This is a genomic window from Variovorax sp. LjRoot84, from assembly GCF_964254305.1.
GTDB lineage: Bacteria > Pseudomonadota > Gammaproteobacteria > Burkholderiales > Burkholderiaceae_C > Variovorax.
Genome location: NZ_CAXUTE020000001.1, coordinates 3,285,703 through 3,310,129 on the forward strand (window position 1 = coordinate 3,285,703; position 24,427 = coordinate 3,310,129).

At 65.6% G+C, this 24,427-nt stretch carries 25 protein-coding genes, 2 tRNA genes and 2 pseudogenes; 13 read left to right on the forward strand and 16 right to left on the reverse strand.

Annotated elements, in window-relative coordinates; all coding sequences use genetic code 11:
* Positions 1-10: 10 nt before the first annotated feature.
* Together ppk1 and ACSQ9I_RS16465 are read right to left on the reverse strand one after the other, a co-directional pair.
* Entirely contained in the window at positions 11-2,248 is a 2,238-nt protein-coding gene (gene ppk1 / locus ACSQ9I_RS16460; RefSeq protein WP_436313784.1) for a polyphosphate kinase 1, read from the reverse strand.
* 12 nt (positions 2,249-2,260) lie between these two features.
* Positions 2,261-3,130 carry a GNAT family N-acetyltransferase gene (locus ACSQ9I_RS16465; protein ID WP_093108891.1) on the reverse strand — a complete coding sequence of 290 codons (870 nt, stop codon included), beginning with the start codon at positions 3,128-3,130 and terminating at the stop codon, positions 2,261-2,263.
* A gap of 139 nt (positions 3,131-3,269) precedes the next feature.
* Between ACSQ9I_RS16465 and ACSQ9I_RS16470 the strand changes: the two genes are divergently transcribed.
* The 3 genes from ACSQ9I_RS16470 to ACSQ9I_RS16480 all read left to right on the forward strand — a co-directional run bounded on the left by ACSQ9I_RS16470 (position 3,270) and on the right by ACSQ9I_RS16480 (position 5,860).
* The gene (locus tag ACSQ9I_RS16470; RefSeq protein WP_093108892.1) at positions 3,270-4,955 is read left to right on the forward strand and encodes an FAD-dependent oxidoreductase; all 1,686 of its coding nucleotides are present in this window, start codon (positions 3,270-3,272) and stop codon (positions 4,953-4,955) included.
* 83 nt (positions 4,956-5,038) lie between these two features.
* Positions 5,039-5,743 carry a glutathione binding-like protein gene (locus tag ACSQ9I_RS16475; protein ID WP_436290190.1) on the forward strand — a complete coding sequence of 235 codons (705 nt, stop codon included), beginning with the start codon at positions 5,039-5,041 and terminating at the stop codon, positions 5,741-5,743.
* Positions 5,744-5,783: 40 nt separating this feature from the next.
* A tRNA-Pro gene (locus ACSQ9I_RS16480) sits at positions 5,784-5,860 on the forward strand.
* Positions 5,861-5,877: 17 nt separating this feature from the next.
* Here the strand turns inward: ACSQ9I_RS16480 and ACSQ9I_RS16485 are convergent.
* Positions 5,878-6,090 carry a hypothetical protein gene (locus tag ACSQ9I_RS16485; protein WP_093108894.1) on the reverse strand — a complete coding sequence of 71 codons (213 nt, stop codon included), beginning with the start codon at positions 6,088-6,090 and terminating at the stop codon, positions 5,878-5,880.
* Positions 6,091-6,212: 122 nt separating this feature from the next.
* On the opposite strand from ACSQ9I_RS16485, the gene ACSQ9I_RS16490 reads away from it, so the two are divergent.
* The 3 genes and pseudogenes from ACSQ9I_RS16490 (at position 6,213) to ACSQ9I_RS16500 (ending at position 7,269) form a co-directional block, all read left to right on the forward strand.
* Positions 6,213-6,289 (forward strand) — tRNA-Arg (locus ACSQ9I_RS16490).
* A 39-nt stretch (positions 6,290-6,328) separates the two neighbouring features.
* Positions 6,329-6,712, forward strand: a pseudogene (locus ACSQ9I_RS16495) (IS66 family transposase); the annotation flags it as partial.
* Between the two features lie 38 nt (positions 6,713-6,750).
* Positions 6,751-7,269: a hypothetical protein gene (locus ACSQ9I_RS16500; RefSeq protein WP_436313785.1), complete on the forward strand. Its 519-nt coding sequence runs from the start codon at positions 6,751-6,753 to the stop codon at positions 7,267-7,269.
* Positions 7,270-7,737: 468 nt separating this feature from the next.
* Here ACSQ9I_RS16500 and panD read toward each other — a convergent pair.
* The 4 genes and pseudogenes from panD to ACSQ9I_RS16520 form a co-directional block, all read right to left on the reverse strand.
* Positions 7,738-8,206: pseudogene (gene panD / locus ACSQ9I_RS16505) on the reverse strand (aspartate 1-decarboxylase).
* A 209-nt stretch (positions 8,207-8,415) separates the two neighbouring features.
* Complete coding sequence (locus tag ACSQ9I_RS16510) at positions 8,416-9,366, reverse strand: NUDIX hydrolase (protein WP_436313786.1); 951 nt, start codon at positions 9,364-9,366, stop codon at positions 8,416-8,418.
* A 14-nt stretch (positions 9,367-9,380) separates the two neighbouring features.
* On the reverse strand, positions 9,381-10,298 hold the full coding sequence (locus ACSQ9I_RS16515; protein WP_436313787.1) for a LysR family transcriptional regulator: 918 nt from the start codon (positions 10,296-10,298) through the stop codon (positions 9,381-9,383).
* 58 nt (positions 10,299-10,356) lie between these two features.
* A complete protein-coding gene (locus ACSQ9I_RS16520) occupies positions 10,357-10,503 on the reverse strand; it encodes a hypothetical protein (RefSeq protein WP_436290185.1) in 147 nt (48 codons plus the stop codon).
* On the opposite strand from ACSQ9I_RS16520, the gene ACSQ9I_RS16525 reads away from it, so the two are divergent.
* The 7 genes from ACSQ9I_RS16525 (at position 10,502) to ACSQ9I_RS16555 (ending at position 16,337) form a co-directional block, all read left to right on the forward strand.
* On the forward strand, positions 10,502-11,098 hold the full coding sequence (locus tag ACSQ9I_RS16525) for a carboxymuconolactone decarboxylase family protein (protein ID WP_436313788.1): 597 nt from the start codon (positions 10,502-10,504) through the stop codon (positions 11,096-11,098). The genes ACSQ9I_RS16520 and ACSQ9I_RS16525 overlap by 2 nt on opposite strands.
* Positions 11,095-11,796, forward strand: a complete 702-nt coding sequence (locus tag ACSQ9I_RS16530; RefSeq protein ID WP_436290182.1) for a 3-oxoacid CoA-transferase subunit A — start codon at positions 11,095-11,097, stop codon at positions 11,794-11,796. The genes ACSQ9I_RS16525 and ACSQ9I_RS16530 overlap by 4 nt, the downstream gene beginning before the upstream one ends.
* A 2-nt stretch (positions 11,797-11,798) precedes the next feature.
* The gene (locus ACSQ9I_RS16535; protein ID WP_436313789.1) at positions 11,799-12,458 is read left to right on the forward strand and encodes a 3-oxoacid CoA-transferase subunit B; all 660 of its coding nucleotides are present in this window, start codon (positions 11,799-11,801) and stop codon (positions 12,456-12,458) included.
* Between the two features lie 74 nt (positions 12,459-12,532).
* Positions 12,533-13,510, forward strand: a complete 978-nt coding sequence (locus tag ACSQ9I_RS16540) for a Bug family tripartite tricarboxylate transporter substrate binding protein (protein WP_436313790.1) — start codon at positions 12,533-12,535, stop codon at positions 13,508-13,510.
* 34 nt (positions 13,511-13,544) lie between these two features.
* Complete coding sequence (locus ACSQ9I_RS16545; protein WP_436313791.1) at positions 13,545-14,948, forward strand: MmgE/PrpD family protein; 1,404 nt, start codon at positions 13,545-13,547, stop codon at positions 14,946-14,948.
* A gap of 46 nt (positions 14,949-14,994) precedes the next feature.
* Positions 14,995-15,738, forward strand: coding sequence for an SDR family NAD(P)-dependent oxidoreductase (locus ACSQ9I_RS16550; RefSeq protein WP_436290178.1), 744 nt, complete (start codon positions 14,995-14,997; stop codon positions 15,736-15,738).
* Between the two features lie 17 nt (positions 15,739-15,755).
* A complete protein-coding gene (locus ACSQ9I_RS16555; RefSeq protein ID WP_436290540.1) occupies positions 15,756-16,337 on the forward strand; it encodes a DUF2889 domain-containing protein in 582 nt (193 codons plus the stop codon).
* 36 nt (positions 16,338-16,373) lie between these two features.
* Here the strand turns inward: ACSQ9I_RS16555 and ACSQ9I_RS16560 are convergent, their stop codons facing one another.
* From ACSQ9I_RS16560 to ACSQ9I_RS16600, 9 genes are read right to left on the reverse strand one after another with little or no spacing between them, the layout of a single operon-like run.
* The gene (locus ACSQ9I_RS16560; protein WP_436290539.1) at positions 16,374-16,880 is read right to left on the reverse strand and encodes a MaoC/PaaZ C-terminal domain-containing protein; all 507 of its coding nucleotides are present in this window, start codon (positions 16,878-16,880) and stop codon (positions 16,374-16,376) included.
* Positions 16,877-18,058 carry a thiolase C-terminal domain-containing protein gene (locus tag ACSQ9I_RS16565; protein ID WP_436313792.1) on the reverse strand — a complete coding sequence of 394 codons (1,182 nt, stop codon included), beginning with the start codon at positions 18,056-18,058 and terminating at the stop codon, positions 16,877-16,879. The genes ACSQ9I_RS16560 and ACSQ9I_RS16565 overlap by 4 nt, the downstream gene beginning before the upstream one ends.
* Before the next feature lie 15 nt (positions 18,059-18,073).
* A complete protein-coding gene (locus tag ACSQ9I_RS16570) occupies positions 18,074-18,487 on the reverse strand; it encodes a Zn-ribbon domain-containing OB-fold protein (protein WP_436290176.1) in 414 nt (137 codons plus the stop codon).
* A gap of 16 nt (positions 18,488-18,503) precedes the next feature.
* The gene (locus ACSQ9I_RS16575; protein ID WP_436290175.1) at positions 18,504-19,160 is read right to left on the reverse strand and encodes a 3-hydroxyacyl-CoA dehydrogenase family protein; all 657 of its coding nucleotides are present in this window, start codon (positions 19,158-19,160) and stop codon (positions 18,504-18,506) included.
* A gap of 4 nt (positions 19,161-19,164) precedes the next feature.
* Positions 19,165-20,040 (reverse strand): 3-hydroxyacyl-CoA dehydrogenase family protein, encoded by an 876-nt coding sequence (locus ACSQ9I_RS16580; RefSeq protein ID WP_436290174.1) that lies wholly within the window; start codon positions 20,038-20,040, stop codon positions 19,165-19,167.
* An 18-nt stretch (positions 20,041-20,058) separates the two neighbouring features.
* Positions 20,059-21,225 carry an acyl-CoA dehydrogenase family protein gene (locus ACSQ9I_RS16585; protein ID WP_436313793.1) on the reverse strand — a complete coding sequence of 389 codons (1,167 nt, stop codon included), beginning with the start codon at positions 21,223-21,225 and terminating at the stop codon, positions 20,059-20,061.
* Between the two features lie 4 nt (positions 21,226-21,229).
* Positions 21,230-21,979, reverse strand: coding sequence for an SDR family NAD(P)-dependent oxidoreductase (locus tag ACSQ9I_RS16590; protein WP_436290172.1), 750 nt, complete (start codon positions 21,977-21,979; stop codon positions 21,230-21,232).
* Positions 21,972-22,736, reverse strand: coding sequence for an enoyl-CoA hydratase/isomerase family protein (locus ACSQ9I_RS16595; protein ID WP_436290171.1), 765 nt, complete (start codon positions 22,734-22,736; stop codon positions 21,972-21,974). The genes ACSQ9I_RS16590 and ACSQ9I_RS16595 overlap by 8 nt, the downstream gene beginning before the upstream one ends.
* Positions 22,733-24,415 (reverse strand): class I adenylate-forming enzyme family protein, encoded by a 1,683-nt coding sequence (locus ACSQ9I_RS16600; RefSeq protein ID WP_436290170.1) that lies wholly within the window; start codon positions 24,413-24,415, stop codon positions 22,733-22,735. The genes ACSQ9I_RS16595 and ACSQ9I_RS16600 overlap by 4 nt, the downstream gene beginning before the upstream one ends.
* Between the last annotated feature and the right edge of the window lie 12 nt (positions 24,416-24,427).

The following is a 24,427-nucleotide window of genomic DNA, read 5'->3' on the forward strand; positions in this document are numbered from 1 at the left end:
GCTTGTTGCGTCATTCCCGAGAGGCAGCGCGGCTGCGACCTCGCGATGCGTAGCGGACCATCAGCGCGGTCTGCGCGCCATGAGCCTCGACGGTGCGAACGACGGCGCCATCCGCGCCCGGCTGCAGATCGACGCGGCGATAGGTGCCGTCGGCGCCGAGATCCCAGGCATCCCGCCCGTCGTACAGGTAAGCCACCAGGCATTCGTCGATGAGCCGCTGGCGCAGCGCCGGATCGGTCACCGGCCAGGCCAGCTCGATGCGGCGCAGCATGTTGCGGTTCATCCAGTCGGCGCTCGACAGGTACAGGGATTCGTCCTCGCCCCGGCGGAAATAGAAGACGCGCGAATGCTCGAGGAAGCGTCCGATCACCGAGCGCACGCGGATGTTGTCGGTCAAGCCCGGCACGCGCGCCGGCAAGGTGCAGGCGCCGCGCACGATCAGGTCGATCTTCACGCCCTTTTGGCCGGCGTTCACCAGCGCGGCGATCAGGGCCTCGTCGGTCAGCGCGTTCATCTTGGCAACGATGCGTGCAGGCTCGCCGGCGGCCGCCGCGGCAGCGAGCGCATCGACCCGGGCGATCATGTTGCGGTGCAGGTCGAAGGGTGCCATCCACATGCGATGGAGCTTGGGCAGCCGGCTCTGGCTGGCCATGTGCACGAACACCGCCTCCATGTCGGCCGTCAGCAAGGGGTCGGCGGTCAGGTGGCTGATGTCGGTGTAGAGCTTGGCAGTGCGCGGGTTGTAGTTGCCGGTCGACAGATGGCCGTAGCGGCGCATCTGCTTGCCCTCGCGGCGCGTCACCAGCAGCATCTTGGCGTGCGTCTTCAGGCCGACCACGCCGTAGACGACCTGGGCGCCGATCGATTCGAGCATCTCGGCCCAGTTGATGTTGGCCTCCTCGTCGAAACGCGCCTTGAGCTCCACCACCACCGTGACTTCCTTGCCGCGGCGAACCGCCTCGCGCAGCAGGTCCATGAGCTCGGAATCGGTGCCGGTGCGGTAGATGGTCTGCTTGATGGCGAGCACCTGCGGGTCCTGCACCGCTTCGCGCAGGAAGGCCAGCACGCCGTCGAAGCTCTCGAAAGGCTGGTGGATCAGGGCATCGCCCTGCTGCAGCCGCTCGAAGAAGGACTGCCCCGGCGTCAGCATCACCGGGTAGGACGCCTGGTAAGGCGGAAAGCGCAGCTGCGGCTCCTCCAGCAGGTCGATCAGCTGCGTCAGCCGGGCCAGGTTGACCGGGCCGCGCACGCGGTACAGCGCCTGCGGCGGCAGGTTGAACTGGGCCAGCAGAAAGCTCGCCAGCGACTCGGCGCAACTGGCCGAGACCTCGAGCCGGACGGCCTGCCCGTAGTGGCGATGCTGCAGGCCCTGGCGCAGCGCCGTGCGCAGGTTCTTGACGTCTTCCTCGTCCACCGCCAGGTCGGAGTGCCGCGTCACGCGGAACTGCGAGAACTCGCCCACCTCGCGCCCCGGAAACATGCTGGACAGGTGGGCCCGCACGATGCTCGACAGCGCGACGAACAGCGTCTTGCCGCCCGACACCTTGGCCGGCATGCGGATCAGGCGCGGCAGCACGCGCGGGACCTTGACGATGGCGATCGGGTTCTCGCGGCCGAAGGCGTCCTTGCCGGAGAGGCGAACGATGAAGTTGAGCGACTTGTTCGCGACCTGGGGAAAAGGATGCGCCGGATCCAGCCCCACCGGAATCAAGAGCGGCTGGACCTCGCGCTCATAGTAGTCGTGCACCCATTTGCGCTGCGCCGGGTTGCGCTCGCCGTGCGAAATGATGTGGATGCCCTGGGCCGCGAAGGTGGGGATCAGCTCGTCGTTGTAGAGCGCGTACTGCCGCCCCACCAGCGCATGCGCCACCTCGGCCAAGCGCTCGAAGGACTCCACGGTGTAGTTGCCCTTGCGGTCGCCCGCGGCATTGGCGATCAGGTGCGGCGCCGTCCGGACCTCGAAGAATTCGTCGAGGTTGGACGACACGATGCACAGGTAGCGCAGGCGCTCGATCAGCGGCACCTCGGGCCGATAGGCCCAGTCGAGCACCCGCTCGTTGAAGGCCAGGATGCTGTGGTCGCGGTCGAGCAGCCTCAGCGACGGCTCAGCGGCGACAGGCGCGCTGTCGGAAAGGGCTGGCGACAAGGAAAATAATTCTGGAGAAACCGGCACGGGAGTGTATGCAGACGGAATCATGACAGTGTCAACCGCCGTTGTGACAGTTGCATGACAACTGTATGACGACATTCCCGTGCTGTCTTAATTGCCCAGGAAGTGTTTTCGATAGCGCGCCGGCAGGTCCTCGATGCGCATCAGCATCGGAAGGTCGGCGGTATTGAAGTCCGGATCCCAGGCCGGCGGACCCAGAACCTTGGCGCCGAGCCGCAGATAGCCCTTGATCAGCGCAGGCGGCTCGATCTGGAGTTCGCCGTCGAGCCGATGCACCGGCAACGGCAGCCGCGGCTGCACGTGGTACTGGATCGGTGCCATATGGGTGGCCGAGAGCTGGCGCCAGATGCTGGCCGCCGCATCGCCGCTGGTCACGCCGTTGTGCCACATCGGGATGCTGGCGCAGCCGATCATGGTGTCGAGCTTGTTGCGGTTCATGAAACCGGCCAGCGCACCCCAGAGCGCGAGGATCACGCCGCCCTGGCGATGGTCCGCATGGACGCAGCTGCGGCCCAGCTCGACCATGCGTTCGCGCAGGTCGCGCAGCCGCGTCAGATCGAATTCGGTGTCGCTGTAGGTGCTGCCGATGCGCCGGGCCTGGGCCGGCGTCAGCACGCGGTAGGTGCCGATCACCTGGTTCGTCGCCAGCTCGCGCACCAGCAGGTGCTCGCAGAAGTCGTCGAACAGGTCGATGTCGTGGCCTTCCAGCGGGGTCGTGAGGCGGGCACCCATCTCGCCCGCAAACACCTCGTAGCGCAGGCGCTGGGCCGCGCGGACGTCGTCCTGGTGCCGTGCCCAGGTCACGCTGATGCCGCCGGCTTCGGTGGCGGCGGCAGGGGTTGCCGCAGCCGGTACTGCAGGAATCGAAGCCGGTGCGCGGGCCGGGTTCGGCGCCGGCCACAGGGCGGCGCGCAGTCCCAGCTGCGAGAACGGAAACGTCGGCGTGGGCAGTTCTTTCATGCGAGACCCTTTCTGCGGACGGAGTCTGTGAGACAGCGGTGAAACACGCGTGTCAATCCGATGGCAGTTGCGTGACTTGCAACCATTGGCGCCTGCTTTCGGCGTCTAATCCCGACGTTTCGCCAACTGGAGTTCTTTCATGGCCGCCGAAGTCCAAGTCAGGGTCGAGGTCGAGACCCGCCGTCATCAGATGTTTCCCGTGCTGGGCGCCGCCTGCATCGAGCGCATCAGGCGCTTCGGCAGCGTGCGGCACTACGCGCGCGGGGACTGCCTCTTCCGGGCCGGCGAGCCCGGCCCGGGGATGTTCGTCGTGCTGCGCGGCATCGTGGCGATCACCCAGCGCGACGGGCTCGGGCGCGTGGTGCCCATCGAACGCCAGGGCCCGGGTCAGTTTCTGGCGGAGATCGCCCAACTCTCCGGCCGCCCTGCCCTGGTTGACGGCCACGCCGAGGACGATGTAGAGACTCTGCTGGTGCCGCCCGAGCAGCTGCGCGCGCTGATCATCGCCGAGGCCGACCTCGGGGAACGGCTGGTCCGCGCGATGATCCTGCGCCGGGTGGCCCTGATCGAATCGGGCAGCAGCGGGCCGGTGCTGATCGGACCGCCGCAGTCGGCCGCGCTGCTGCGGCTGCAGAACTTCCTGCGCCGCAACGGCCATCCCTACAACGTGGTCGACGCGACGCAGGACGCGGATGCGGCGGCACTGCTCGAACAGTACGGCGAGGCGGAACTGCTCGTGGTCTGTCCCGACGGTGCCGTCGTGGTCAATCCGACCGACAACGCACTCGCGCGCTGCCTCGGCATGGTCGACACCATCGACCACGACGAGCTTTTCGACGTGGTGGTGGTCGGCGCCGGCCCCGCCGGCCTCGCGACCGCCGTCTACGCCGCATCCGAAGGCTTGCGCGTGATCGTGGTCGATTGCCGTTCCTTCGGCGGCCAGGCGGGCGCGAGCGCGCGCATCGAGAACTACCTGGGCTTTCCGACCGGCATCTCCGGCGGCGCGCTCGCCGGCCGCGCCTTCGTTCAGGCGCAGAAATTCGGCGTCGAGATGCTGATCCCGGCCGAGGTCGCCTCCATGGACTGCAGCGAAGCCGATACCAAGGGAGAGCTCACGGTCCAGCTCACCGATGGCCGGCGCCTGCGTTCCCGAACCGTCGTGATCGCCAGCGGCGCGCGCTACCGCCGCCCCGAGGTGCCGCGCCTGGCCGAATTCGAAGGCCGCGGCATCTGGTTCTGGGCCTCGGCGCTGGAGGCCAAGCTGTGCGCGCAGCAGGAAGTGGCACTGGTCGGCGGCGGCAATTCGGCCGGCCAGGCCGCGGTGTTCCTGTCGCAGCATGCCGCCAAGGTCAATGTGCTGGTGCGCGGCCCTTCGCTCGCAGCCACCATGTCGCGCTACCTGATCGACCGCATCGAGGCCACGCCCAACATCGAGCTGCACCCGCATACCGAGCTGGTGAGCCTGCACGGCGACCCGGCCTCGGGATTGAACGGGGCCACCTGGCGCTGCCGTCGCACCGGCGACGAAGAGCAGTGCCCGACGCGCAATATCTTCCTCTTCATCGGCGCGGTACCGGAAACGGACTGGCTCGAGGGCTGCGGCGTCTCGGTCGACAAGCATGGCTTCGTGTTGACCGGGGAAGCGGCGCGCGGGGGATTTCCAGCCAGGCCCGCGGCTGCGCTGGAAACCAGCGTCGCCGGCGTGTTCGCCGTGGGGGACGTGCGCTCCGGTTCGGTCAAGCGCGTGGGCGGCGCGATCGGCGAAGGCGCTGCCGTGGTCGCGCTGATCCACAAGCACCTGGCACCGAGCGCCGTGGCCGCCTGAGGCCGGAACGGGCCGGGTTCTGCAGGAAAAGCCACCGGCCGCTATGCTGGCCGGCCCTGTCTCTTTCCTCTGGAACGCAGTCCATGTCTCAAGCTCCCATCGACGTTTATTCCTGGCCCACGCCCAATGGCCACAAGATTCACATCATGCTGGAGGAGTGCGGCCTCCCCTACCGCGCGCACCCGGTCAACATCGGCAAGGGCGACCAGTTCGAAGCCGGCTTTCTCAAGATCAGCCCCAACAACAAGATCCCGGCCATCACCGATCCCGAGGGCCCGGACGGCAAGCCGATCTCGCTGTTCGAATCCGGCGCGATCCTGGTCTACCTGGCCGGCAAGACCGGCCAGTTTCTTCCCGAAGGCGAGCGCGCGCGCTACGAGGTGCTGCAGTGGCTCATGTTCCAGATGGGCGGCGTCGGCCCGATGCTGGGCCAGGCGCATCACTTCCGCATGTACGCGCCCGAGAAGATCGCCTACGCCATCGACCGCTACAGCAACGAGGCGCGGCGCCTCTACGGCGTGATCGACAAGCAGCTGGCCAGCCACCGGTTCATCGCCGGCGAAACCTACTCGATCGCCGACATCGCCATCTTCCCGTGGCTGCGCAGCTGGGAGAACCAGGGCATCGTGCTCACCGAGTTCCCACACCTGAGGAAGTGGTTCGAGGGCATCGCTGCCCGGCCCGCGGTGCAGCGCGGCGTCAAGGTGCTGGCCGAGCTGCGCACGCCGATCACCGGCGACAAGGAGCGCGAAATCCTCTTTGGCAAGACGCAATACGCGAAGCGCTGAGAAAGGCCTGCTTCGCACAGGCTAGAATCGCAGGCTTCGTCGGGGCGTAGCGCAGCCTGGTAGCGCATCTGGTTTGGGACCAGAGGGTCGAAGGTTCGAATCCTTTCGCCCCGACCAACTTTCTTTCTTCCGCCTCAGCTCACAGGCAACTGCTCCGGCATCGGTTCGGGCGGCGGTTCCTTCTTGGGCTCGGTCCGATCGGGTTTGGCCTGATCGAGTTCATCGATCATCTTTTCGCCCACCGGGTCCTTGCCGTCCGAAGGGATCGATTCTTCGAAGCCGATCTCGGGTTCCTCGTCGAGGGTCGGGTGGCGTGACGAAGCGGGTTGGGTGGCGTCGTTGCTCATATTGAACTCCATGCGGAGCTTCCACAGTCGCTCTTCGCGACACGCCCCGGCCTCAGGCAAAGGCCAGAGCCCTTGTCGTCCGGCGCCGACGCCGGGGACGCCACCGTAAAATCGGCCTCCATCTGCCCGTAGCTCAGTTGGATAGAGCACCTGCCTTCTAAGCAGGTTGTCGGGGGTTCGATCCCCTCCGGGCAGGCCATCAGCCAGTTTCATCAGGCTTCAATCAAAATCAATGCGTGCCTGGCTCACGAGCATGCTTAGCAAGGTGTCGACGAAGTCGGAACTGGCCAAGGCGATCGGCTACTCGCTGACACGCTGGAAATCGCTCACGCGTTACCGTGACGATGGTCGCATCGAGATCGACAACAATGCTGCCGAGCGCGCCCTACGTGGTGTGGCCCTTGGAAGATCCAACTATCTCTTCATGGGCTCGGACGCCGGAGGCGAGCGCGCCGCGGCGATCTACAGTCTGGTGGAGACGGCCAAGCTGAACGGGCTCGATCCGCAGGCGTATCTGCGCGACGTCCTCGCACGCATTGCCGACCATCCGATCAACCGCATCGACGAGTTGCTGCCGTGGAACATCGGCGGCCACCACGTTGGGCAACGACTGGCAGCCTGACCCACACTCGACCAGGCTGCGCAACGAAGGAAGACGCAGTGAACCTGCAAGGCACCGACCCGAAGCTGATCGATGCGCTCAACCGCGCGAGCAGCCTGGAGCTGTTCCAGCTGAGCACCATCATCGAGCGCCTGCTGGCCGATCCGCGCCGGATCATCGCCGTGCGCACGAACATGAACCTGGGACAGACCGTGCGCTTCCTCGACTGGCGCGACGGCCAGATGCGCAACGGCAAGGTCGTGGCGATGAAGGAAACGCAGGTCACGTTGCACGAGGAAGGCACGCGGCGCGAGTGGAAGCTGCCTTATGCGGCCGTCGAGCCTCCGCTTGCGACCGCGCAGCCGGCGGCAGCAACAGCACCGTCGCCACCACCACCAATCAAAGCTTCACGCAATGACTTCCGCGGTGGCGAGAAGGTCTCGTTCGACGACAAGTACCTCCAACCCCAAGTGGGCACCGTCGTTCGCATCAACCAACGAACGGCCACTGTCGACACCGGCAACGGCCAATCGTGGCGCGTGCCGTTCCACATGCTGCGCCACGTGCTCGACATCTGAGCGCCGTCTCGATCAGACGGGAGTTGCCGTCAAGAGGGTGCTGAGCCGACGCTGATATGACTTACCCTCAAGGAGCGAATTCCAGCTCGCTACGAGGACGTGTCGGGGGCGGACCTGTCCGCCAGGGCCATGCAGATGGCCAGCCAAGTTCATCTGGCGCTTGCGGCAGTGATTCCAGATCAGGCTGAAAAGCCGTGACCGAGCTTGTTGCTCGCGAACGTGGAGAGTCCCCCACAAGATAGATATACGAACGCACATCGTTAGCGCGGGAGGATCCGCGCCTACCTGAACCTCCACCATCGCGGGCGACGGTCTGCGAGTGGCCGGGCGTCCAATGACGCGCTTAACGTCGCCCCGGGGCCCATACGTCGTCGAAACTCGGCCTCGTACGCGTGAGCGTAGCCACGCGCGTGCAGTACACCGCGCAACGCTTCACGGCGCCACTCGCGCGCAAGCTCTCCGAGTCGTTCATCCGACAGTTCGCTGGGATTGAACATGACGTACTTGCCGCAACAAAGTCTGGGTCTGCTCGTGGTCGGCCGCCGCGCCCTTAGACGGCAACGCGCCTTGTACCGGGATATGGGCGCGCTCTTCCTTGATCCGGTTCGCGTCGTCCATGAACACCAGCTTCGGCCGGTGGTTGCGTACTTGGTCCTCGGGAACAAGGCCGAAGGCGGCGATGATTACCAGTTCGCCCACCGACGCGCGGCGCGCTGCCGAGCCGTTGAGCGAGATGATGCCGCTGCCCCTCTGTCCGCGGATCGCGTAGGTCACGAAGCACTCGCCGTTGTTGATTCCAGACGTGGATCTGCTCGTTCTCCGCAAGCCCAGCGGCCTCCAGCAGCTCTTCGTCGATGGCGCAGGAGCCCTCGTAGTGCAGTTCGCAATCGGTGACGGTGGCGCGGTGGATCTTGGATCTGAGCAGGGTTCGAAACATGGTCAGATGCACCATCTGCGAGTAAGTGGATTGGGTGGGCGGCAGCAAGAAGATAACTGAGCTTTAATGGACGCTCATGTGCGTTTCCTTATGGCTAACCTCGCGGCACGTTGCTCGCCAAACGCACAGACCTCACCGCTTTGCGGCGTCCGGAGCCGTCGACAGACCGCCGGCGGAGAGACAGTTCGAACGGGTTCGTGAACAACGCCTCAGCCGAGCAAGGCCTCAAGCCCACCCTCAGGTTCGTAGCGGTCGTTGCGCCAACAAAGGCGGCTGGGCCCAGGCAGCAGGCGCGTCTGCAGAGAATGCTGCGAATCGCCGGGGTAGCACACCATATTCACACCGCCCTCCTGAAAGGCCTCGGGCTGGATGCGCGGCGGTTTGCGGCTGCGCGCATCCGCAAGCACGCTCGCAACATCACGGAAGCGCGAGAGCTGGGCCAAACTCATGATCTGCGGCGCGGCCAGTTGTATACGACCTTCCCAATACTCGCGCAGTGCGGCAGCCGGAGCGAGCCAAACGCTTTCGGTGGTCTCATGCTGGTCATGCACCGGCTCCTGGCCAGGCGGCACCCCCGCGACGAAGAAGCGCGCATCGAAATGCTTACGCGCTCGCACGCTGTTCAGCGGCGTGACCCAGCGCGACCACGGCAGAAGGCTGGCAGCTGCCAGCGGGACGCCGAGACCTTCCGCCACGTCGCGGAAGGCACGACCAGCGCGATGCAGCGCCTGCGCCGCCTGCACACCATCCTGGCCGATATCGGCGAAGAGCACACCCGCCTCCTCGAAAACTTCGCGGATCGCCGCGACGTACAGCGCCGCCGCGTTGCCCTCGTCGAGCGCCGGCTCCCCTAGCGCAACCGGCAAGGCGGAAGGCGGCTGGTCGAGCATGCCAAGCAACTCCGCATCCGCGCGATCCAGCTTGCCACCAGGGAACACATAGGCGCCGCCCAGCACCTCCGACAGCCCATGGCGCTCGAGCAGAAAGACTTCGAGCCCTGCCGGTGCATCGCGCAGCATCAGGACGGTCGCGGAGGGAAAGGGAGACGCGGGACTGCCATCGCCGAGGTTCATGAGAGAAATGGTAGCAAGAGCCACGCCACGATCTGTTCTCATGTCCATCTCCTCGGCCCGCCGCGTGCGCGGTATCTTGCGATCCATCCGCTTGCGCTTCTCTAGAGGCGCGCCTTCCTGGCCGGCGACTTCGCCTGTTGCCGGATCGTGACCCTAGCGCTGGCGAGGAACTTCTCCAGGGCGAGCGGCACCATGCTTGGATTCCATGCCAGAAGCGCCGGCGCTGTAGCGGAGGTGCCAGCCAGGGGAATGAAACGGACACCGCCGATGTTCGTGCGCGACAGCGATTGCGGCACCAGCGCGATGCCGCAGCCACTGGCCACCATCGCCACCACCGTCATCCAGATGCGCGCCTGGTGCACGGTGCGGGGGTGGATGCCGGCTTGGCTGAAGATGCCGATCACATGGTCGTGGCTGGCCGGCGCGCTCTCGCGCGAGAACATCACGAAAGCTTCGTCCGCCATCTCGCGCAGGTCCACGCTGGCCTTCTCCGCCAGCGGGTGATGCTCCGGCAGGCAGGCCACGAAAACGTCGTTGCGCAGCGGTATCGAGGCCAGCGGTGCCGGCAGCACGGAGGCTTGGATGAACGCGGCATGGAGCTGTCGGCGCATCAGCTTCTCGATCTGCTCGGTGGTGTAGAGCTCGTACAGCACCACGTCGACGGCCGGCGCATCGCGCTTGAACCGGTCCAGGATGGCCGGGGTCTCGCGGTAGAGCATGGAGCCGGCGAAGCCAATGTCCAGCCGCCCATGCGCGCCGCCGTCGATCGCGCGCACCACGCTGCCGACCCGCGAGACGCGCTCGAGGATTTCCCTGGCCTCGACCAGGAACGCGGCACCCGCGGGAGTGAGTTGGACCATCTTGCTGTTGCGCAGCAGCAGTTGCACGCCCAACTCCTCCTCCAGCAAGCGGATGGCGGTACTGAGCGGAGGCTGCGAGATTGCCAGGCGGTCTGCAGCGCGTCGAAAGTGCAATTCTTCCGCGAGCACGCAGAAGTACCTCAAGAACTGGAGTTTCATGGCTCTTTCCGTGGTCGCATGGCCTCGGCGCAGGGTGGCTGACGATTCCAAAAAACTATCAATGATTCCCCAATAACAATTGGACGGCTATACATAGTTTTTGAAGAATAACGCCATCGCGACCGCCGAACACAGAAAACCTCGACAGGAATTCGCCGGTCTTTGGCGTCACTTTGCCCGCCCCTCCAAGGAGTTCCAGTTCCATGCCCTTTCTCGCATCGCTGTCCGCCGACGCCGGCCCTCCTAGCATCTACACCCAGTATCCCGAGATCTACAAACCGTGGTCCACCATGAGCGAAGCCCTGATGAACGGGCCATCGCCGCTGAGCCAGGGCGAGCGAGAACTGATCCTTGCTTACGCTTGCGCGGTCGCCGGATGCGAACTCGTGCACATCGCCCATTCCGAGGTGGCCTATGCATGGGGCATCCCGCAAGGGGTGGTCGAGCAGTTGCTGGAGGATCCGGAGAAGGCGGCAGTGGACGCACGGCTCAAGGTGCTGCTGGGGTACGTACGAAAGCTGATGACCGACCCGAACGCGATAGGGCAAGCCGACGTGGACGCCGTGCTCGAGGCGGGCTGGAGCGAACATGCGTTGCATGACGCCGTCGCCGTGACCGCACGCGGCGCCTTCATGCATCGGTTGATCGCGGCATACGGTTTCAAGGCGATGTCTCGCGAAGCGGCCGCCAAAAAGGCGCAGAAGCGCAAGGCGCTCGGCTACGTCAATCTTTACCCCGGCTTCGCGGCGGGGCCGACTGAGCCGCAAGCGTCACCAACCTCCGCGAAGCAATCCAAATGATCAACAAAATCGCGGCCTCACCGATCGAGGCGCTCGCCGGTGTACAGGACGGCTCGACCGTGCTGATCAGCGGCTTCGGCACCGCGGGCATCCCGCACGAACTGATCGTCGGGCTGCTCGAGCAAGGCGCAAAGGACCTGACGATCGTCTGCAACAACGCCGGCAATGGCGAGTATGGCGTGGCCGCGCTGCTCAGGGCCGGCCGCGTGCGCAAGGTCGTCTGCAGCTTTCCGCGCCAGGTCGACAGCCATGTCTTCGACGGCTTGTACAGAAGCGGGAAGATCGAACTCGAGCTGGTGCCCCAGGGCAACTTGGCGGAGCGCATCCGCGCGGCGGGGGCCGGGCTCGGTGGGGTGTTCTGCCCCACGGGCTACGGCACGGAGCTTGCCAAAGGGAAAGAGACCCGCGAGATCCAGGGCCGGCACTACGTGCTCGAGTACCCCATCGTTGCTGATGTCGCGCTGGTCAAGGCCGAAGCCGGCGACCGCTGGGGAAACCTGGTCTACCGCAAGGCCGCTCGCAATTTCGGCCCCGTGATGGCAGCCGCGGCGAAGTTCACGGTGGCAAGCGTCTATGAGGTCCGGGAACTGGGCGAACTCGATCCCGAGGCCATCGTGACTCCGGGCATTCATGTGAAACGGCTGGTCCGGCTGCCACGCATGGCCACCCCCTCGGTTGGCACTAGAAAGATCGCCTGACGATGAGATACCAAGCACGCAGCAAGACGCAACTGGCAGCCCGCTTGGCTCTGGACATTCCCGAGGGCGCCTACGTCAACTTGGGCATTGGAATGCCGACCCTGGTTGCCAACCACATCCCCGCTGGGCGCGAGGTCATCCTGCAGAGCGAGAACGGCATCCTCGGCATGGGTCCCGCGCCAATTGAGGGCTTGGAGGACTACGACCTCGTCAATGCCGGCAAGCAGCCCATCACGCTGTTGCCCGGCGGGGCGTTCTTTCACCAGGCAGACTCATTCGCGATGATGCGTGGCGGTCATTTGGACATCGCCGTGCTCGGCGCCTTCCAGGTCTCGGCCACGGGTGATCTCGCCAACTGGAGCACCGGTGACCCCCAGGCCATCCCGTCCGTGGGCGGCGCCATGGACCTGGCCATCGGGGCGAAGGCCGCATGGGTGATGATGGATCTGCTGAACAAGAACAATGTCAGCAAGGTCGTTGAGCGCTGCACCTATCCACTGACCGGCGTGAGCTGCATCAAGCGCATCTACACCGACCTCGCCACCCTGGAGTGTTCGCCGCAGGGCCTGCGTCTTATCGACACCGTCGAAGGCTTGTCGCACATGGAACTGGAACGGCTGGTCGGACTTCCCATCACTGAAGCAGGCGCCATGACGCGGTGACTCCCTTCTGTATGCCAATGGCGGCCTGCCGCCAGGCAGTTCGAGCGCCATTAAACGATTACATGGAGACTGAGATGAAGACTGGTACAACCCTCGCTCGACTGGCCCTGGCATTGATAGCCGGAGTCTGTATCGGCACATCGGCGATCGCGCAGGCCTTTCCCAGTAAGCCGATCCGGATCATCGCGTCGACCCCGCCGGGAGGCACCATCGACTTAGTTGCTCGCCTGCTCGCGCAGCACCTGCCTGCGGCGTTGGGACAGCCGGCCGTCGTCGAAAACAAGCCGGGTGCCGCTGGCAACATCGCCGCGGAGTTCGTCGCCAAGGCACCGGCGGACGGTCACATGCTGTTGGTGACCGCATCGAGCCATGCCACAAACATCAACCTGTATTCCAAGCTTGCCTACCACCCTGTCAAGGATTTCTCGCCAGTCTCCCAGCTAACGAGCAACTCGTTCGTAGTCGCGGTGCCGGCTGGGTCGCCGGCCAACACCCTGGGCGAGTTCCTGGCGCTCGCCAAGTCGAAAAAGACGGACCTGAGCTATGGCTCCGCGGGTTCGGGTCAGGGCAACCATCTCGGCATGGAGTTGCTCAAGACCATGGCGGGATTCGACGCCGTGCATGTGCCGTACAACGGCACCGGCCCCGTGACATTGGCGTTGCTGGCCGGGCAAATCGATGTGGCGATCCAGTCGCCGCCCGGTGTGCTTCCCCAGATGAAGACAGGCCGCCTCAAGATCCTGGCGACCACCGGCAAGGAGAGATCCCCGTTGATACCTGATGTACCTACGGTGGCCGAGGCAGGCGTTCCAGGCTACGAGCTGCTTGGTTGGATCGGCCTGTTGGCGCCAGCCGGCACGCCCAAGGAGGTAGTCGACAAATTGCAGCGCGAGGCGAAGAAGATCCTCGGTCGCCCTGAAGTCGTCAGCCAGCTGCATGGGGTCTCTTCGGATGTCGTCGGCTCGACGCCGCAGGAGTTCTCCGCATTCTTGGAAACCGAGATTGCAACCTGGGCGCAGGTCATCAAGAAATCCGGCGCGCGCGCCGAGTAGCAAGCAGCCCTTATCCGCCAAGGAATTGACAGGCATGACCGACGAACCTTCTTCCATACCACCGGTAGCGCAGCAGCTCGCCGAATGGGCACTGGCACTGCAACTGCGCGATGTCGACGCCGCCGTGCTCGAGCGGGTGAAGCTGCATATCCTGGATCAGATCGGCGCCGAGGTCAGCTGCTGCGACCTGCCGGCGCCGCGCATTGCGCAGGCCTATGTGACCCAGTTCGGCCGCAGCGGCCCGGCATCGATTCTCGGCAGCGGGTTGCAGGCCGATGCGGAAGGCGCCGCCTTCGTCAACGGCACGGCCGGCAGCAGCTTCGAGATCGATGACTACGGCGGCAACGGCGCCTATGCCCATCCGGGCTGCGTCGTCGTTCCCGCCGGCCTGGCCGTGGCCGAGACGCTGGGCGCCAGTGGCGCCAGCCTGCTGCGAGCCGCGACCGTGGGCTTCGAGACCATCATCCGCCTGGCCCTGGCCACCATGCCCTCGATGTTGCTCGAACGAGGATTCCACCAGACAGGTGCGCATGGTGTGTTCGGCGTTGCGCTGGTCACGGCCATGCTGGAGCAATACGACCTCGAGACCACTGTCAATGCCCTGGGCATCGCGGGAAGCCACGCGTCGGGCACAACGGAGTACTCGCAAAGCGGCGGCGAGGTGAAGCGCGCCCATGCCGGAATCGGCGCCGCGGGTGGCATCCGTTCCGCGCGACTTGCCCGCCTGGGCCTCAGCGGGCCGCCGACGATCTTCGAAGGCAGGCGCGGCTTTCTGCAGGCATTTTGCAACGCGCACGACGCGCGCTTCCTGCACGAACAGCTGGGATCGCACTGGCATTTTCCCGAGCGCGCAGCGCTCAAGCCCCATGCGTCCTGCGCGCTGATCCACCATCATTTCGCGGCGTACGACAAGCTTCGGGCGACGCAGGCGATTGCGCCCGACGACATCGAGGAGGTGGTGCTCGGCTGCGAGCCGCTGACCCTGGTCCACACCGGCGCCACCGGCCCGAGGCCCATGGACATCGTCGGCGCCCAGTTCAGCGCCGAGTACGGCATCGCCATGCGCATCGTCAACGGTCGCAACGATGTCGGCGCCTATCTGGACGCCGAGGCTGACAACTTCCAGAACCCGGCTGTGGCCGCCATTGCCGCTCGCGTACGCCTGGAAGTCGACCCGGAATGCGCCACGCAGATTCCCAAGGGGAAGGTCACGCTGCACATGCGCGATGGCAAGATCCTGTCCGCCACGGCCTATGCGCTCGGCTCGCCGTTCAACCCCTTGAGCCGGTGCGACATCGAGCAGAAATACCTGGACCTCGTCGGACGCAGCTTCGGTGACGAGACCGCCAGAACTTCTCTTGGCTTGCTCATGAATCTCGAGGAGGTGGAGGACGTCCGGCAGATCACCCGCCTGTTCGCGCGACCCGGACGGTCATGACGGCGCACATTACGTTAACGAGGGACCTGAAATGTTGAACGACAAAGTGATCCTCATCACCGGCGCGGCTGGGGGGATCGGGCGCGCGACGGCCTTGGCCGCCGCCCGCGAGGGTGCGCGCGTGGCAGTGGCGGACCTCAACTTCGAGGGCACCCAGGAGACCGCATCGTTGATCGCAGGGGCCGGTGGCACGGCGGTGGCGCTGCGCGCAGACATCAGCGTATCGAGCGACGTCGATGCCATGGTCGGCGCAGCAGTCGAGCGCTTAGGCCGGCTCGACGGCGCATTCAACAACGCCGCGGTTGCCCAATGGCAGTGTGGTGCAGCCTCCAAGAAGATCGGAGAGATCAGCGAAGAGGCATTCGCCCGGATCATGCAGATCAACGTCACCGGCACATGGTTGTGCATGCGGGCCGAACTCGAGCACATGCGCCAGCGCGGCGGTGGCGCGATAGTGAACGCCTCATCCGTCTCCGGCCTGGTCGGCCGCGCCGGCTCGGGTGCCTACAGTGCAAGCAAGCATGCCATCAACGGCCTGACCAAGACCGCAGCCGTCGAATACGCCGCCTCGGGCATTCGCGTGAACGCCGTGTGCCCCGGCTTCATCGATACGGTGTTCGTCAAGTCGTCATTGGCGACGCGGGGCGATGCCTTGCTCGCATCTGTTCCGATGGGCCGCTTGGGGCAGCCCGAGGAGGTGGCCGAGCTGGTCGTGTGGCTGCTGTCGGACCGCGCCCGCTACGTCACCGGGAGCCTGCAGGGCGTAGACGGCGGCTTCATGGCGGCGTGAAAACCGGGAGTCCATCCATGCCTTTACCTCCACCCACCTCGCGCCGTGACATCCACCGGCGCGTCATCGACATGCAGGCGTACGCCCGGCAGGACGGGCTCTACGACATCGAAGCCCATCTGATCGACACCAAACCCTTTCTGTTCGAAAGCCTTGGCCGACCGCTGCCCGTGCCGCCTGGTCAGGCCTTGCACGATCTGTGGGTGCGACTCACGGTCGATGGCGACTTCGTTGTGCGGGACATCTGCGCGGCCTCCGACGTCACGCCCTATGGGGTCTGCAAGGAAGCCGAGACAACCTTGCGCGCTTTGATCGGAGAACGTATCGCCCGAGGCTGGTCGGCAACGGTCAAGCAGCGTCTGCGCGGCGCCGCCAGCTGCACGCACCTGATGGAGGTGCTGATCCCGCTCGCCACAACCGCAATGCAGGGCATTCGCGGTCTGCGGCCTGCCGCCGCGCGCAAGCACAGCGGCGACGGACCGCCGCCCCAGCTCGACAGCTGCTATGCATACGGTCGCAGCCGCGAGATGGTGATGCGGTTCTGGCCAGAGTACTACGTCGCGCCTGACCAGCCGTCCGATACTGACGACTCGGCCTGAAGCAGAGACAAGCGCCAAACCGGGTCAACTGCTTGATCAGGCCCTGGGCCGGCGCTTGTACATGAGCGTGGCCTTCATCTCCTGGACCACCGAGCCGTCCTGCTTCACGCATCGCCGCAGGAACGTGATCACGCCTCGGTCGGGCTTGCTGGTTTCCTTCTTCTCCACCACCGTCTGCGCCACTCGGATCGTGTCGCCATGCTTGACCGGGCCCAGCATGCGCCACTCGTCAATCCCCAACAGGCCGATCAGCGTGCCGTCGTTGATGCCGCTGGCGTACTGCAGCCCGCCCATGATCCCGTAGACCAGCGGGCCGTGCGCGACCGGCTCGCCGAAGGGCGTGGTCCTGCAGTACTCGAAATTGGTGTGGACCTCGTTGAAGTCGCCCGTCAGGCAGGCGAAGTTGACGATGTCGGTCGAGGTGATCGTGCGCGCTGGGGTGACGACCTCCTGGCCCACCTCGAAGTCTTCGAAGTAGCGGCCGCGCGGCTCGGCATTGATGTTCATGATGACTCCTTGTGTGTTGGATGGATCGGCTCTCAGCCCTTGTCATTGGCCAGGATGAGCGTGCAGTGCGAAGACAGGACGCCGCCCTCGTTGTGCACCAGCGCCACCTCGGCGCCCTGCACCTGGCGCTCGCCCAGGCCGCCGCGCAGCTGACGCACGGCCTCGACGATGCCGAACAGGCCGCCCGCGGCGCCGGCATGGGCATGCGAGAGCATGCCGCCGTGGGTGTTGACCGGCAGCTTGCCCCCGATCCGCGCGTGACCCTCGGCGAAGAAGGCGCCGCCCTCCCCCGGCTTGCAGAAGCCCAGTTCCTCCAGCTCGATGATGGGGACGATGGTGAAGCAGTCGTAGAGCTCCGCCACGTCGATGTCCTGCGGGCCCAGGCCCGCCATCTGGTAGGCGGTGCGGCCCGATTCGGTGGCGCCGAACTCGGTCAGGCTGGGCGCGCACATCAGGTGTTCGTGCGTGTGGTATTCGCCGATGCCCTGCAGATAGACGGGCTTGGCCTTGAGGTCGCGCGCACGCTCGGCCGAAGTGACGATGAAGGCGCCGCCGGCATCGGAAATCAGGCAGCAGTCCAGCATGCCCAAAGGATCGGCAATCGGCTTGGCGTCCAGCACTTCCTGCAGCGCCAGCGGCTTCATCTTCATGTGCGCGTTGGGGTGCAGCAGCGCGTGGGCACGGGTGTTGACCGCAACGTGCGCCATCTGTTCGCGCGTCGTGCCGTGCACGTGCATGTGGCGCTGGGCGATCATGGCGTAGTAGCCCGGGATCGAACCGCCGTACGGTTGCTCGAAGTACGGATGCCCCACCGCAAGCAGTGCCGAAAGCGCGGCGTCGCGCGTGAGGCCGGTAGCGCGGTTCTCTCCGGCGCACACCAGGACGGTCTCGGCCTGGCCGGAGGCGATCGCTTCGGCCGCATGCTTGAGCATCACCGCCGGGCTGGCACCGCCGGAGACCACCGATGCATTGAAGCGCGGCTTCACGCCCAGGTATTCGCACAGCACCGAGCCGAGCATGAAGTACGGTTCGGTGAAGGAATAGGCTGTGAGCACGCCATCGATGTCCGACACTTTCAGGCCAGACTCCTCCAGTGCGCGTTTCGCGGCCTGGGCGTTGAGGCCCAGGCCCGACATGTGAGGAACCTTGCCGATGTCGGATTCACCAACGCCGACGATGGCGATCTTGTTCTTCAGGGATGCGGGCGTCTTCATTGTCTCGTTCCTCCCTCAGGCTGTCACAGGCGTGAACTGCGGCACCATGGCGCCGTCGCCGCGGTCCTCGAAGGTCACCTGGACACGGTCCCCGATCTTTACCGCGAGCGCGTCCGCGCCCACGATGTTGGCCATCATGCGCGGCCCCTCGTCGAGGTCGATGAGTGCAACCGTATACGGAACCAGCGGCGCGAACGCGGGGTCAGAGGCGCGGCGGATGACGGTGAAGCTGTGCACGCTGCCAGTCCCCTTGGCATCCACCCATTCCAGCTGGTCGGACCAGCAGACGGGGCACAGGTAGCGGGGCATGAAGTGAAGCTCGCCGCAGGCCTTGCACTTGCGGATGACAAGCCGCCGTTCGCGAGCGGCGTCCCAATAGGGCTTCGAATCGGCGTTGGCGACCGGCTTGGGGAGTGTGGCTTGGTCCATCGATGTTCCGTTCGAATCAGGCTCGGCCTTCGTGCGCCTTGGCCACCTGGGCACGGCGCGCCGGCGCATAGGGTTCCTGACCCAGGGCCTGGTACAAGGCCTGGGTCACGTCGTGGTGTTCAGCGAGGCCGGTACGCTCCAGCAGCGAGATCGGGCCTTCCGGGTAGCCCAGGCCCAGGCACAGGGTCTTGTCCATGTCCTCGGCGCTTGCGAGCTTCTCGTCCAGGCGGCGCAGCGCGGCATTGAGGTACGGCCGGACCAGCCGGTCGATGATGCGGCCCGGGAAATCGCCGCACACGGCCACTTTCAGGCCGGCAGCCTCGAAGGCGGCCTTGGCCGCGGTGATGGCGGAGTCGCGAGTCTGCGGCTGGCGCACCAGTTCCACGAGCGGCGTGGGATCGGCGCAGCCGAGGCGGAAGCGGGCAAAGCCCACCACATTGGACCCTTCGTGGCCTTTCTGCTCGCCGGTATGCACGCCGAGGCATTCCTGGCCCAGTTCGATGGCGACGAAGGGACAGGCGCCCAGCTCGCCGGCGGCGGCGAAGGCGCCGCCGGCACCCTGGCCGATGAAGACGCGCGATGCACCCTGGGCATCGGCCTGCTCAAGGAAGGCGTGCGTCGCAGGGAAGGAGCGGCTGTCGCCCGACGGGACGACGCGGTATGTATTGGTCATGGCATCAGGCTCCGTACATCTTGCTGTCTGCATAGCGGTGGAAGCCGCGGCCGCTCTTTTTTCCGAGCCAGCCGGCGGCGATCATGCGTTTCACCAGCGGCGGGCAGGCGGCGCGCGGTTCGTTGGTAACGCCGTGCATGGCTTCGCACAGCAGCTTCTGCGTGTCCATGCCGATCAGGTCCAGCAGTTCCATCGGACCCATCGCATAGCCCATGCCCGTCTTGATAGCGAGGTCGATGTCGGCGGCCTCGGCCACCCCCTGCTCCACCAGGCGGATCGCATCGTTGTTGAAGGGGATCAGGAAATAGTTGAGGACGAAGCCGGGGGTGTCCTGGGTCTTCACCGGCTTCTGGCCCATGGTTTCGCAGGCTGCCCAGGCGCGGGCGAAGGTCTCCTCGCTGGTGGTTAGGCCGGGCGACATCTCCACCAACTTCATCAGCTGCGCCGGCAGGCAGAAGTGCATGCCGACGAAGCGGTCTGGCCGGCCCGAGCCGCCGGCAATCTCGGTGATGCTGATGGTGGAGGTGTTGCTCGCGAAGATGGCTTGCGGCCCGCAGATCTTGTCCAGCTTGCCGAAAAGTTCGTGCTTGACCGGCAGGCTCTCGAACACGGCCTCGATCACCAGGTCACAGTCGGCGAAGTCTTCCAGGCTGGTCGTACCGCTCCACTGGCCCATGATCTCGGGCAGCTTCTCGGCGGCCAGCTTGCCGCGCTCCACGCTCTTGCGCAGGAAGCCTTCCGTCTGGCCGCGGGCGCGGTCCAGTGCGTCCTGCTTCAGGTCGAACACGCGGGTGCGGAAACCCGCGCGCGCGCACACGATGGCAATGCCGGCGCCCATGGTGCCCGCGCCGGCGATACCGATGGTCTTGATCTCGCTCATGATTTCTCCTTGAATGGCTCAGCGCTGCAGGAAGCTGCGGCCGATCAGTTGGCGGTGGACCTGGTTGGTCCCCTCCCAGATCTGGGTGATCTTGGCGTCGCGCATGAGGCGCTCGACGCGGAAGTCCTTGCAGTAGCCGTAGCCGCCGAGCAACTGCACGGCATCGGTGGTGACGCGCATGGCGAGGTCGCTCGCGCGCATCTTCAAGAGCGAAGCCTCGATGCCAAAATCCTTCTCCCCGGCGTCGACCCAGCGGGCCACCTGCCAGAGCCAGCTCTCCACCAGCGCCATCTCCGATGCCAGATCGGCCAGCATGAACTGGATGCCCTGGAACTCCAGGATCTTGCGGCCGGACTGCTTGCGCTCGTTGATGTACGCGGTGGCATCCTCGAAGGCGCCGCGGGCGATGCCCAGCGCATGCGCCGCCACGCTGGGGCGCGACTTGTTAAGCGAGGCGAACAGGATCTTCAGGCCATCGCCTGGGTTGCCGATCAGGTTGGCACGCGGAACGCGACAGTTGTCGAAGGCCAGTGTCGCCGTGCTGGAAGCGCGCGTGCCCATCTTGTCTTCCAGCCGCACGACGGACAGGCCCGGCGTGCCCTTCTCCAGGATCAGCACCGAGATGCTTTCCTTGGCGCCTGCAATGCCTTCCCATTTGCCGAACAGCAGGTAGAGGTCGGCGACGTCACCGTTGGTGATGAAAGTCTTGCCGCCGTTGACGACGATCTCATCACCCTCCTCCCGGAACGTGGTGCGCATGCCGGTGGCGTCCGACCCGGCGCCCGGCTCGGTGATGGCGAGCGCTCCCAGGCCGCCCTCCGCGATCCGAGGCAGCAGCCGCTGCTTCTGCTCTTCGGTGCCCCAGTCGATCAGCGGCTTCATGCCGTGGTAGTTGGTGGCCCAGATGATCCCGGTGGCCGCGCAGGCCTTGCTGATCTCCCGTACGCAGGTCAGGTAGGCGGTGTACGACAGCTGGGCGCCGCCATAAGCCTCGGGGATGAACATGGCGTTCAACCCCAGCTCCTTGATGGCCTTCACATGTTCCCAGGGGAATTCGGCACTGCGGTCGTAGTGCTCGGCGCGAGGGGCGATCTGGTCGCGTGCCAGGGCCCGGACGCTGTCCAGCAGCATGCCTTCCTCGTCGTTGAGGGCGACGCGGGAATCCAGTCGTTCGAGAATGTTCATGGCTTCAGTGAGCGACGGCTTGGCCGCCGTCGACGTAGATGGTTTCGCCGGTAAGGAACGATCCGGCAGGTGTAAACATCGATGCCACGAGCGCGCCGACGTCGGCAGCGGAGCCTGGCCTGCGGCCCGGAATGCGCTTGTCGAGGTATGCACGCAACGGCCCGCCTTCGGTCATCGAATCGGCGTTCAGGTCGGTAACGATGTAGCCAGGGGCGACGTCCATCACCCGGATACCCTTGCCGGCCCACTCCACCGCCAGGCAGCGCGTGATGGCGCCAACCGCGGCCTTGCTCGCGCAATACGCGAGGTTGCGCTTCACGCCCAACTTGTCGAAGAAGGAACCGATGTTGACTATCATCCCGCCGCCTGCGGCGACCAAGTGCGGGTAGGCAGCCTGGCAGGCGGTCATGACCGAGGTCGCATTGGTGTCCATCACCTGGTGCCACTGCTCCAGCGACATCTCGGCTGAAGAGGCGTCGATGTGCACGCCTGCGTTGTTCACCAACCCCTTGATGATCCAGCCTTCGTCCGCCAGCTTGCGCAGGGCCGCGGCGAACGCCACCGGGTCGGTCACGTCGGCCTTGGCAGGAATCCAATGTTCGATGACCTCGGCAGCCGCGCCGGCGCTGGCAGGCAGCGCGCCTGAGCGCGAGAGGCAGGCCACATGCCTGCCCTGCTGTGCCAGCGCCAGTGCGATGGCGGCCCCGATTCCCCGGCTGGCGCCGGTGACGACAATGCATTCACGTTCACTCATCGCGGAACTCCGGCTTGCGTTTCTCGACAAAGGCCTGCATCCCTTCCTCGGCGTCGCGGGTGCGGTACGCCAGGGTGGAGAGGTCCGCTTCGACGCGCAGCCCTTCGTGCAGCGATACGTCCATCGCACGCTGCACCGCTTCACGGGCGAACTGCAAGGCACGCAGGCCGTGGCCGGTGAACTCGCGGGCATAGGCCTTGGCAGCGGCTAGGCCGGGCGCCTGCACGATGCGATTCACCAGGCCGATGGCCAGAGCCTCTTCGGCATCGACGGTTCGGCCGGTCATCACCATTTCCAGCGCTCGGCCCTGCCCCACCAGCCGCGGCAGGCGCTGCGTTCCACCGTAGCCGGGGATCAGGCCCAACTTCACTTCGGGCAGGCCGAACTTAGCGTTGGGCAAGGCGATACGCAGGGTGCAGGCCAGTGCCAGTTCGCAACCGCCGCCGAATGCAAAGCCGTTGACCAGCGCGATCGACGGGATCGGGAGACGATCGAGCAGCGCGAACACGCCCTGGCCGAGTTCCGCGCCTTCACGCTGCGCTGCCAGCCCGCGCTGCTGCAGTTCCTTGATGTCGGCGCCAGCGCAGAACGCCTTTTCTCCTTCGCCGGTAATGATCAACGCACGCGCTCTAGAGGCCTTGAGCTGGTCGAGGTACTCCCCCATCTCTTCCAGCAACTCGAAGTTGAGCGCATTGAGGGATGTCGAACGCCGTATCGTGAGGACGGCGAACTCTTCGTCATGGCTGAGTTCGATCATGGCGCGGTGGCCGGCGCCTTGTAGCGCACGGGTTCGGGTTGCAGGCGGCCGCTCGAAACCCATTGCATCAACTCGCGCTTGAGGATCTTGCCGCTCGCGGTCAGGGGAAACTCCTGCACGACGATGAAGAACTCGGGCATGTCGAACTTGGAAAGCCCTTCGCGCGCCAAGTGCTCCAGGATCTCATCGGCTCCCGGCGGCGTGTCCTGAGCGATGACGGCCAGACACACCTTCTCGCCCAGCCGCTCGTCGGCCACGCCGAAGGCGGCGGCCTTCTTCACGCCCGGATGCCGATGGGCATATTCCTCGATGTGCGCCGGATGGATGTTGTGGCCGCCGCGGATGATCAGGTCCTTCTTGCGGCCCACGATCTCGAGATTCCCGTTCTCGTCGAAGCGACCCAGATCGCCGCTGAGAAACCAGCCGCTGCTGTTGAACGAGGATTCCGTCGCCGTCTGGTTGTTGAAGTAGCCCAGCATCAGCAGGCCACCGCGGCCGGCGATCTCGCCGACTTCGCCGGGCAGCGCCTCCATGTCCGGGTTGTCGGGTTGCCACAGCCGAACCTCGTAACCGGCGCACGACTTGCCGCACGTGCTGGTGATCACGTCCATGGGATCTGCCGGCTTCGTGTACTGGTGCGAGCCGCATTCGGTCATGCCATAGACGTTCTGGGGCTTCGCGCCAAGCGACATCAGCCGCCGCGCGGTTTCGGTGGGGATCGGCGCGCCCGCCATGTAGAAAACCTTGACCGCCCCGAGCTGCTTGGCGCCGCGCTTGCTCAGCTCATGGAGCAGGTCCATGGCGTGCGTGGGTACGCCCATGACATAGGTCGCGCCGGTTTCCTCGATCCAATCGAGCGGTGCAACGCCCGCGGACGGATCATGCATGACGAGCTCGCAGCCAGCGACCAGCACCTGTTCCAGCGCGACGGTGCCGATGTGATGGCTCATCGGACTCAAGGTCAGCAGCACGGTCTTCTCGTTCATGGACCAGTCCGCCACCATGGCGCGCCCGTTGGCCAGCAAGGTGTTGTCGCTATGCATCACGCCTTTGGGAGCGCCCGTAGTGCCGCTGGTGAAGGCGAGATACACGATCTGGTCGGGATGCGTGCTGGGCGCCAGCCCAGCCAAGCGCGGAGTCTGCGCAGGCATCGGCATTGGGTTCGACGCGGCCGGCATCTGCGCATCGGTCGCGCGCAAGGGCGGCAGCGCATAGACACGCTTCATATGCCCGAGCTCTTGCGCACGCGCGAAGATGTCGGCAGTGGCTGCGTCCGCACCCCAGCCGGGCTGCGCGAACAACGCTCGGCATTCGATGCGTGACAGCAGCGTCACGATTTCTGCCGCGGTGTAGTTCTGGTGCAGCGACGGATTGCAGACGTAGCCGTTGCGTGAGCAGGCCAGCAGGATGACAACGTTCTCCAACCGGTTCGGCAGCCAGATCGACACCCGGTCGCCACGGCGCAAGCCGGCGGCGTGGAGGTCCGCGGCCACGGCGTCCACCCAGGCAGCCAGTGCGCTCCAGGTCAAACGCCTCGTGCCGTCGCGCAGTGCGTAGGCGCTGCCGCGTTCCGTCGCATGCCGGCGGGTCAGCGAATAGAGCGTGTCGGTTTGCCAGATGCCCGAGAGATAGTTCTCGCGCGCTCGGGCCGGGTCATGCAAGGTCAACAGGTGAGACATGGTGGTCCCTTC